The sequence below is a fragment of the Diaphorobacter ruginosibacter genome (assembly GCF_040396215.1).
In the GTDB taxonomy this organism is placed as follows: domain Bacteria; phylum Pseudomonadota; class Gammaproteobacteria; order Burkholderiales; family Burkholderiaceae_C; genus Diaphorobacter_A; species Diaphorobacter_A ruginosibacter_A.
Map to the genome: position 1 here is coordinate 1 of NZ_JBEBOW010000141.1, position 9,112 is coordinate 9,112.

At 66.5% G+C, this 9,112-nt stretch carries 9 protein-coding genes and 1 riboswitch; of the genes, 3 read left to right on the forward strand and 6 right to left on the reverse strand.

Annotation, left to right across the window (positions count from 1 at the left end; all coding sequences use genetic code 11):
* The 4 genes from ABWP92_RS14755 to ABWP92_RS14770 all read right to left on the reverse strand — a co-directional run.
* On the reverse strand, positions 1–1,405 hold a 1,405-nt coding region (locus tag ABWP92_RS14755; RefSeq protein WP_353236153.1), incomplete at its 3' end, for a dihydropteroate synthase.
* Between the two features lie 40 nt (positions 1,406–1,445).
* Positions 1,446–1,579: riboswitch (S-adenosyl-L-homocysteine riboswitch) on the reverse strand.
* A gap of 79 nt (positions 1,580–1,658) precedes the next feature.
* Positions 1,659–2,459: a hypothetical protein gene (locus tag ABWP92_RS14760; RefSeq protein ID WP_353236154.1), complete on the reverse strand. Its 801-nt coding sequence runs from the start codon at positions 2,457–2,459 to the stop codon at positions 1,659–1,661.
* Positions 2,460–2,566: 107 nt separating this feature from the next.
* Entirely contained in the window at positions 2,567–3,565 is a 999-nt protein-coding gene (locus ABWP92_RS14765; protein ID WP_353236155.1) for a tripartite tricarboxylate transporter substrate binding protein, read from the reverse strand.
* Positions 3,566–3,625: 60 nt separating this feature from the next.
* Positions 3,626–4,858, reverse strand: a complete 1,233-nt coding sequence (locus tag ABWP92_RS14770) for a muconate cycloisomerase family protein (protein ID WP_353236156.1) — start codon at positions 4,856–4,858, stop codon at positions 3,626–3,628.
* A gap of 175 nt (positions 4,859–5,033) precedes the next feature.
* On the opposite strand from ABWP92_RS14770, the gene cynR reads away from it, so the two are divergent.
* The gene (cynR, locus tag ABWP92_RS14775; RefSeq protein WP_353236157.1) at positions 5,034–5,948 is read left to right on the forward strand and encodes a transcriptional regulator CynR; all 915 of its coding nucleotides are present in this window, start codon (positions 5,034–5,036) and stop codon (positions 5,946–5,948) included.
* Positions 5,949–5,966: 18 nt separating this feature from the next.
* Here cynR and ABWP92_RS14780 read toward each other — a convergent pair whose 3' ends face one another.
* Positions 5,967–6,416, reverse strand: coding sequence for a PACE efflux transporter (locus tag ABWP92_RS14780; protein WP_353236158.1), 450 nt, complete (start codon positions 6,414–6,416; stop codon positions 5,967–5,969).
* A gap of 117 nt (positions 6,417–6,533) precedes the next feature.
* Here ABWP92_RS14780 and ABWP92_RS14785 point away from each other — a divergent pair, with 117 nt between their 5' ends.
* The gene (locus ABWP92_RS14785; protein WP_353236159.1) at positions 6,534–7,481 is read left to right on the forward strand and encodes a LysR family transcriptional regulator; all 948 of its coding nucleotides are present in this window, start codon (positions 6,534–6,536) and stop codon (positions 7,479–7,481) included.
* 3 nt (positions 7,482–7,484) lie between these two features.
* Here ABWP92_RS14785 and ABWP92_RS14790 read toward each other — a convergent pair whose 3' ends face one another.
* Positions 7,485–8,273 (reverse strand): fumarylacetoacetate hydrolase family protein, encoded by a 789-nt coding sequence (locus ABWP92_RS14790; RefSeq protein WP_353236160.1) that lies wholly within the window; start codon positions 8,271–8,273, stop codon positions 7,485–7,487.
* A gap of 190 nt (positions 8,274–8,463) precedes the next feature.
* Between ABWP92_RS14790 and ABWP92_RS14795 the strand changes: the two genes are divergently transcribed.
* Positions 8,464–9,112: Bug family tripartite tricarboxylate transporter substrate binding protein (locus ABWP92_RS14795; RefSeq protein WP_353236161.1), on the forward strand; the 649-nt coding region annotated here is incomplete at its 3' end.

Below are 9,112 nucleotides of genomic sequence, written 5' to 3' on the forward strand. Positions count from 1 at the left end.
CGAAGTTGTTGCACTGCAGCACCACGGTGACGATGTTCTTGCCGATGTCGTGCACGTCGCCCTTCACGGTGGCGATCACGATCTTGCCCTTGCTGGAGACATCCATGCCGGCGGCTTCCTGCTGGCGCTTTTCCTCCTCGATGTAGGGAACGAGGTGTGCCACGGCCTGCTTCATCACACGCGCCGATTTCACCACCTGCGGCAGGAACATCTTGCCCGCGCCGAACAGGTCGCCGACGATGTTCATGCCATCCATCAGCGGGCCTTCGATCACGTGCAGCGGGCGGCCGCCCTGCTGCACGACGATCTGCTGGTACGCCTCTTCCGTGTCTTCCACGATGAAGTCGGTGATGCCGTGGACCAGCGCATGCGAAAGGCGCTCGCCCACGGTCCTGGGCTGCTCGGGCGTTCCCCGCCATTCGAGCTTCTTGCCATCATCCTTGGCCGCGCCCTTGGCGGACTCGGCGATCTCCAGCAGCCGCTCGGCGGCGTCGGGACGGCGGTTGAGCACCACGTCCTCGACGCGCTCGCGCAGGGTCGGCTCCAGGTCGTCGTACACGCCGACCATGCCCGCGTTGACGATGCCCATGTCCATGCCCGCCTTGATCGCGTGATACAGGAACACGGTGTGGATGGCCTCGCGCACCGGATCGTTGCCGCGAAACGAGAAGCTCACGTTCGACACGCCGCCGCTGACCTTCGCTCCGGGCAGGTTCTTCTTGATCCACGCAACCGACTGGATGAAATCCACCGCGTAGTTGTTGTGTTCCTCGATGCCGGTGGCCACCGCGAAGATGTTGGGGTCGAAGATGATGTCCTCGGGCGCGAAGCCGACTTCATCCACCAGCACGCGGTAGGCGCGCTCGCAGATCTCGATCTTGCGCTCGTAGGTATCGGCCTGGCCTTTTTCATCGAACGCCATCACCACGGCGGCCGCGCCGTAGCGCCTGACCAGCCGGGCCTGGTGCTTGAACTGTTCGATACCTTCCTTCATGGAGATCGAGTTGACGATCCCCTTGCCCTGGATGCAGCGCAGGCCCGCCTCGATCACCTCCCACTTGGAGCTGTCCACCATGATGGGCACGCGGGCGATGTCGGGCTCGGACGCGATCAGATTCAGAAAGCGCACCATCGCTGCCTTGCTGTCCAGCATGGCCTCGTCCATGTTCACGTCGATGACCTGCGCGCCGTTCTCCACCTGCTGGCGCGCCACGGCCAGGGCCTGCTCGTACTGCTCGTTGAGGATCATGCGCGCGAACGCCTTGGAGCCGGTCACGTTGGTGCGCTCGCCCACGTTCACGAACAGCGACCCCTCGCCGATGAACACGGGCTCGAGGCCCGACAGGCGCATGGGCGGCATGGCCCCGGTAGTGGCGGAATGGGTCGTGGGAACGGCAGCGGACATGGGGCTCACCTGTGCAAAAAACGTTCAGCGGATTCAGAAAAACAGGTGAGCGCCGTTGTCATCATGATGGCTGGCGCATTGGGCACGCGAGAACCAGTGTCCCCAAGCCTGACGGGCCGTGGGGATCTCGGGGCGATCCCTTCATCGTGGCCTGCTGCAGCGCTCCTTGGGGCGATGCGGTGGATTTTAAGGCAACGCCATCGGCTTTGCCCGCCGGGCCGGGATACCCTTGCGCCCGGCGCGCCGGGTCAATCTAGCGCACCGGCAGGAACTGCAGGAAAGTGCCGCCCACCAGCCCCTGGGCGTAGCCGATCACCGCGCGGCGGTACTTTTCGGTGGTGACGCTGGCAATCAGGTCGAGCCGCGCGATGATCTTGCCGAACTCGCGCTCGTAGCTCAGGTTGCGCTCGCTGGCATTGATCTCGTCGGCCAGCAGCAAGGGCCTGCCATTGTCCGCGCGCCGGTGGGCCAGCATCCAGATGGCGATCTCGATGTTGCGCGCGGCATTGAACAGGTGCTGCGCATCCTGCCCGTCGATCAGGAAGAATTCGGTCTTGCCGCCGTGCGCGGTGATGATCATGTCGGCCGTGCCGTAGATGAACGCGCCCACGCGGTCTCCGGTGAAGGATGGCGAAAGCGCCATGTCCATCGCCTCGATGTCGCGCTTGCCCTTGAGCGGCGGCCACGCGCTCGCCGGGGCGCGTTCCGCGCCGGGCTTGCCCGGCTCAGGCGGCTCATGCTGCGGCTCGTGCTCGGCCTCCATTGCCGCCTTCAGCGCCTTGAGCGCGTCTTCGCGGCTCGCAAAACCGCCCTTTTTCCATTCGGCCGGGTTGCGCCGGTAGAGCTTGTCGGCCAATCGCATCAGTGCGTTGAGGTTCTCGCGCATGCTGACGTTGGCCAGGCGATTCATGTCGGACTGCAGCCACTCATTGAAAGTGGCGTCCGAGCCCTTGACCTCGCCGCGATCGGTGCGTGCCGTGCTGCAGGCGGCCAGGCTCGCGGCGATGGTGATGCAGCACAGGCTGGCGGCGGTGGTGCGAATGCGACTCCTCATGCCGTCGCATTCTCCAAGACAAACCCGGAAATCGGCTACCGGCTTACACCATCAGCTATCGATTTTTTGCAATTGAATGTATTTGCACCCTGCCGCGTGCCCGGCGCTCAATCCAGACGGATATTCCGTTCCTTGATGAGCTTGCCCCAGCGATCGAGCTCCTTGTCCAGGTGCGCGGCCAGCTCCTGCGGCGTGGTGCCGATGGGCTCCGCGCCCACCGATTCGAGCTTCTTGAGCGTGTCGGGCTGCTTCATCGCATCGTTCATCGCCTTGTTGAGCTTGCCGATGATCTCCGGCGGAGTTCCGGCGGGCGCGAACGCGGCGAACCAGGGCGAGACTTCATAGCCCGGCACGCCCGCTTCGGCGATCGTCGGAACGCCGGGCAATGCCGGGGAGCGCCTGGACGTGGTCAGCCCCAGCGCGCGCAGCTTGCCCGACTGGATGTGCGGGCGCGCGGAAGTGATGCTGTCGAACATCAGATCGACCTGGCCGCCCAGCATGTCCGAGATGGCCGGGCCGCTGCCCTTGTACGGCACGTGCAGGATGTCGATGCCCGCCATCGACGCGAACACTTCTCCCGCCAGATGGATGGAGGTGCCATTGCCGGCCGACGCATAGGTGAGCTTGCCCGGCTCCTTCCTGGCATGGGCGATGACGTCCTTGACCGACTTGTCGGAACTCTTGCCCGCGTTCACCACCAGCACGTTCGGCACCACGGCCAGCAGGCTGATCGGCGCGAAGTCCTTGACGGGGTCATAGCTCAGCTTGGCGTAGAGCGCCTTGTTGGTCGCCATGCCGATGGAGGTGATCATCACCGTGTAGCCGTCGGCCGGCTGCTTGGCCACGTAATCGGCGCCGATGTTGCCGCCCGCGCCGGGACGGTTTTCCACCACCACGGCCTGGCCGAGTTCGCGGCCGATCTTGTCGCCCAGGGTGCGGGCGATCACGTCCATCGCGCCGCCCGGCGGGAACGGAACGACCCACTTGATCGGCTTGCTCGGCCAATGGGCATCGGGCTGCTGCGCGTGGGCAGCCAGCGGAGCCAGGGCCGCGGCCATGGCGGCGGCGCTGGTCAGGACAGCGAGGGAGCGGCGTGTCAGATTCATGGTGTTTGTCTCTTTGAAAAGCTTGTCTCTTTGAAAAAATCAGGCGGCGGGGCCTGCGGGTTACCGGGTCTGGCCGAGGCTTTCGCCGGCCGGCGCGGCGCGGCCCATGTCCACATGCACGGCATGCAGGCCTTCGCGCGCGCGGTCGAAGCGGTCCAGGCGTTCGGGGACGACCTCGACGCCAAAGCCCGGGCCATCGGGCAGCACGAGTTCGAACTCGCGCAGTTCCATGCGCTTATCGACGATGTCGTCCACCAGCAGTTGCGGGCCGAACAGCTCGCAGTTGTGGTGCGAGCCGGGCAGCGTGGCGAACACATGCGCGGACGCCGCGCTGCCGATGGAGGTTTCGAGCATGGTGCCGCCGTACCAGCCGATGTCGGCGCCATCGGCAATCGCGGCGACAGCGCGCGTGCGGATCAGGCCGCCGTGCTTGGCGATCTTCAGCGAGAACACGTGGCACGCCTTGTTGCGGGCCAGGCGCATCGCATCCTGCGGCGAGCACACCGTCTCGTCCGCCATCACCAGCGCGGTGTGCGGCAGCGTGGCGGTAAGCGCGGCAAGCGCCTCCTCGTTCCACTGCGCCACCGGCTGCTCGAACAAGGTCACGCCCGCATCGATCAGCTCCGGGACATGGCGGCGCGCGGTGTTGCCATCCCACGCCTGATTGATGTCCACCGTCATGCTGGCGCGGCCATCGAGGGCGCGCGCAATGCGCGAGACGTGCGCCACGTCGTCAGCGGGCGCGCGCGCGCCGATCTTCAGCTTGAAGATGCGGTGGCGGCGGATCTCCAGCATGCGCTCGGCCTCCTCGATGTCCTTGGCCGAATCGCCGCTCGCCAGAGTCCACGCCAGCGGCAGGCTCTCGCGCACCTTGCCGCCCAGCAACTGGTATGCGGGCACGTTCAGCGAACGCGCGACGGCGTCGATGGCCGCCATCTCCACCGCGCTCTTGGCGAAGCGGTTGCCCTTGCAGACCGCGTCCATCTGCCGGATGAGCTGCTCGAAGCGCGCCGCGTCCTTGCCCTTCACCGCGGGCGCGAGGTAGTTGTCGATGGCGTGCAGAATGCTCTCGGGCGACTCCTCGTTCCAGGACGGGCCGCCGATCGTCGCCGCCTCTCCGAAGCCGCATGCGCCATCGGAGAGCCACAGCTGCACCACGACCGGGCTCTGGCGCGAGATGGAGCCAAACGAAAACTTGTGCGGGCGGATCGTGGGGATGTCCAGGATGCGCGCCTCGATGCGCTCGATGCGCAGGACAGAGGAAGACGTGGTCACGGCGGCGGAGATGGTCATTGGAAAGCGGTGAAAGGCCCGCGAAACGCAGGCCTGCGGAAAGTCATTTCGCCGGACCTTATCGTGCGACCACACGACGAATCCAATGATATATATTGCACATTTCATTCGATCTTATCGAATGATCAGCAAGACAAGGGATTACCCTTAAATCAAATTTATAGCAGGAGATTCAATGGAGCTGCGCCAGATCCGCTATTTCCTGAGCGTCGCCGAAACCGAGCACCTCACGCAATCCGCCCAAGCGCTGTTCGTCACGCAATCCACGCTCTCGCACGGCCTGCGGCAGTTGGAGGCCGAACTCGGCATGCCGCTGTTCGATCGGCTCGGCCGGGGCCTGAAGCTCTCGCAGGCGGGCATGGCCTTTCGCGGCTACGCGGCGCGCGCATTGCAGGAGCTGGAGGCGGGCCGCATGGCGCTGGCCGACATGGCCGGCCTGCAATCGGGCACGCTGACCGTGGGCGTGATCCCCACGTTCCTCACGCTCTTCGTGCCCGACGCGGTCGCCGCCTTCAGCGCCGCCTATCCGGGCGTGCGCGTGATGGTGCGCGACCTGCGCAGCGGCCAGATCGAAGAGCAGCTCATCGCGGGGCGGCTCGACCTGGGCATTGCCTTTCACCCCGCCATGCGCGAGGAAATCAGGGCCGAGCCGCTGTTCGACGAGCGCATGCATCTCGTGGTGCACGAAAGCCATCCACTGGCGGCGCGGCGGGCCATGCGCGTGGCCGAACTCGCCGGGGTTGCGCTCGCCCTGCTGCCAGGCAGCTTCGCCACGCGGCGGCTGATCGACGGCGCATTTGCCCAGGCGGGCGTCAAGCCCGCCGTGCGGGTGGAAATGGAATCCGTCGACGCCCTGCTGCTGGCCTGCCGCAGCGCGCCGCTGGCAACGATCGCCGCGGAACATGCCGCGCTGAACGCGGGCAAGGACATGCGGGCGATCATGCTCAACGAGCCTCGCACCGTGCGGCGCGCGGGCGTGCTGTGGCGCCAGGATGCTTCGCGCAGCGCCGCCGCGCGGGAGTTCGTGGCGCTGCTCAGGCCCGCCGCGCACAAGGCGCAGGCCCGGAACGCCGCGCGCACGACTCCCTGACGCCTTCGCGCTTCACGCTCACCCCTGCGCCGATGCGGGCAGCCCGAAGATCCGGTCGAACGTCCAGTTGAACACATAGGTGTAGACCAGAAAGAACAGCAGCAGCCCCGCCTCCAGCACCGTCGCCTGCCACAGGCTGACGCTGAACCACCAGGCCATCAGCGGGATCAGCATCAGCGCGATCCCGCCCTCGAAGCCCACGGCATGCACGATGCGGCGCGCAATCGAGCGGCCACGGGTGGCCTGGCGGGCCTCCCACATCTCGAAGAGCGTGTTGAACGCCACATTCCAGGCGATGGCGATCGTGGAGGCGACGATCGCCATGGTGCTGGAATGCCCGGCGCTTTGCCCCGTGGCCATGAACAGGCCGCTGGAGACAATGATGGCGATGACTTCGTAGAGGGCGACGTAGGTCACCCGGCGCCTCGGCCCCTGGAGGCCGACGGCATGTGTTGCTTGTTGACTCATGCCGGCAAGTTTATGCATGGTTGATTGAAATAAAAAGTCAGAATCTTTCAGAAAATCTGATAAAAATATCGAACTGCCTCGCCGCTTCGGCACAACGATCCCGGGAATTGATTCAACATGGCGTTCACTTCCGACAACGTACAGGTGTTTCTGGCCGTGCTGGACAAGGGCTCCTTCTCGGCCGCGGCGCGTTCGCTCTCGCGCGTGCCTTCCGCCGTGAGCATGACCATTTCGCTGCTGGAGGCCGAACTCGACATTCCGCTCTTCGACCGCGCGGGCCGCGAGCCCCGGCCGACCGCCGCAGCCCTGGCGCTGGAGCCGCAGGCGCGGCTTCTGGCGCAGCAGCTCGCGCAGCTCAACCGGCAGGCGGAGGCGCTGCAGATGGGGCTGGAGGAGCGGCTCACCTTCGCCATCGCGCCCGAGCTGCTTTCCACCGGCTGGGCCGAGCCACTCGCCGCGCTGATCGCCGAATTCCCCACGCTCGCGCTGGAAGTGCTGGCCGCGCCGCAGACCGATGCGCTCGAACTGGTGCATGGCGGGCGCGCGCATCTGGCGCTGGTGTTCGAGCGGCCCGCGATCGACGGGCGCGAGGATTTCCAGGAGATGGGCCAGGAGACGCTGGTGGCGGTGATGTCGCCGCAGTTCGCGCCCTGGCTGGAGTCGCTGGCCGAAAAGCGCGCCGGAAAACCAGGCCCAGGCGGCCCGCTACCGCCCACGCTCGACATCGGGCAGCTCGCGCGCACGCGGCAAGTGCTGGTGGCCAGCCGCGATCCTCAGCAGACCGATATGCGCTTCGTGTTCTCGCGCCAGCTATGGCGCACCGACAGCCACCAGGCGGCGCTTTCGCTGATCAGCGCGGGGCTGGCCTGGGGCTGGCTGCCCAAGGGGCTGGTGGAGCCGCACATCCTGACGGGGCACCTGATGGAGATTCCCGTGGAAAACCTCAGCAACGGCACCACGCTGTTCGTCGACTGGGTCTGGTCGCGCGAGCGGGCTTTGGGCCTTGGCGCGCAGCGCTTCATCGCGCTCATGCGGGAGCGCCGCGCCCGCCGGCATGCCGGATGACGGTCAAAGCCGCAGGCTGGCCCCGCCCAGGCCGTCGAACGACACCTGCACCAGGTCGCCCGCGTTGCCGGCCAGCATGCCCACCCAGTTGCCGGTGGTGACCACCGTTCCCGCCGGCACGGTGCCGAACTGGCGCGTCACATCCCGCAGCCATTGCGGCAGCAGCCATGCGGGGTCGGCCAGCGAATGCGTGCCGGTGAATGTCTCCTCGTCCCGCTGCCCGATGCGGATGCGGCAGCGCTGCGCCTGCCAGTCGCGGCGCTCATAAGGCATCCACTCGCCCAGCACCAGCGCGCCATGCACGCCCATGTCCGCCAGCTTCAGCAGCGCGGGCAGTTCCTCCAGCGCCTGCCGCCAGCGCGTATCCACTATTTCGATCGAGACGGCCATGGCGTCGATGAACGCATGCGCCGATTCGTGGGTCATCTGATCCGCGTGCCGCGCCGTCACGTCGGCGCCCAGGCGCAAGGCGATTTCGGCCTCCACCAGCCGAAGGCGCAGCGGCCATGCTCCGGCCCGGGCGGGCGACGTCCAGACACCCGGGTCGGGCAGCGGCGCATGCGTGAGCGGCGAAGAACGATCCGCGCCCCCGGACTTCCAGTGGCGCGGCACGGCATCGGCGAACAGCTCGAGCCGGGCGCCGACGGCGCGCTGCACGGCATAGGCATCCTCTTCGCAATGCAATGCCTGCATGTGCGCCCTGGCGTCGGCTGCCAGCCCCTGGCGGCGCGCGTCGCACAGTGCCTGCACGAGCGGCGCGAAAGAATCGCCGTGTTCGAAAGCATGGTTCATGGCCGCCATTGTGCACTTGCACGGTGCGAATACTCGTCCCGCACCCACTGATAAACCGCCGGCCTTTGCAAGGCCCGCGCATCAGGCACACAATGCGCGTTTGCCGCATCCGGGCCATCGACGGGCAGCTTGCACGCCCCTTGCGCGCCTTTGCTTCATATTCCGTATTCAACAGAAAGACCTCATCACCATGCTCGACCGCCGCCGCTTCATCGCCTCCAGCGCCGCCGTCACCCTGCCATCGCTGCTGCCCCTGGCGGCACGCGCCGAAAAGCCCTGGCCCCATGGCAAGACGATCCGCGTGGTGATTCCCTACGTGGCCGGCGGCGTATCCGACTCGGTCGGCCGGCGGCTCATCCAGCAGGTCGCCGACTCGCTGGGCACGTCGATGATCGTGGAGAACAAGGGCGGGGCCGGCGGCACCGTCGGCATGGGCGAGGTCGCCCGCTCCAGGCCGGACGGCTACACGCTGGCGCTGTCCGCCATCAGCCCCGTCACACTGATGCCGCACCTCATGAAGCTGCCCTACAAAAGCGACGACGTGGTCGCCGTTGCTCCCATGATGTACTCGCCCATCTACCTGATGGCGACCACGGCGTTCAGCGGCAAGACGCTGGACGATGTGATCGCGCAGGCCAAGGCCAAGCCTGGCAGCGTCCGCTGGGCGACTTCGGGGATCGGCTCGGTCGGCCACATCATGCTCGAGCAGGTACAGGCCAGGACCGGTGCGGAATTCATCCATGTGCCCTACAAAGGCATCGCGCAGACGGTGACGGATGCCGCGAGCGCGCAGTTCGAGATCATGACCGGCAACCCGTTCGGCACCATCAACAGCCTGA

Coding starts and splice junctions, on each gene's coding strand:
- ABWP92_RS14765 (WP_353236155.1), bottom strand. CDS start 3,565: ATGAATCTGACACGCCGCTCCCTCGCTGTCCTGACCAGCGCCGCCGCC.
- ABWP92_RS14780 (WP_353236158.1), bottom strand. CDS start 6,416: ATGAGTCAACAAGCAACACATGCCGTCGGCCTCCAGGGGCCGAGGCGC.
- ABWP92_RS14790 (WP_353236160.1), bottom strand. CDS start 8,273: ATGAACCATGCTTTCGAACACGGCGATTCTTTCGCGCCGCTCGTGCAG.
- ABWP92_RS14770 (WP_353236156.1), bottom strand. CDS start 4,858: ATGACCATCTCCGCCGCCGTGACCACGTCTTCCTCTGTCCTGCGCATC.
- cynR (WP_353236157.1), top strand. CDS start 5,034: ATGGAGCTGCGCCAGATCCGCTATTTCCTGAGCGTCGCCGAAACCGAG.
- ABWP92_RS14760 (WP_353236154.1), bottom strand. CDS start 2,459: ATGAGGAGTCGCATTCGCACCACCGCCGCCAGCCTGTGCTGCATCACC.
- ABWP92_RS14785 (WP_353236159.1), top strand. CDS start 6,534: ATGGCGTTCACTTCCGACAACGTACAGGTGTTTCTGGCCGTGCTGGAC.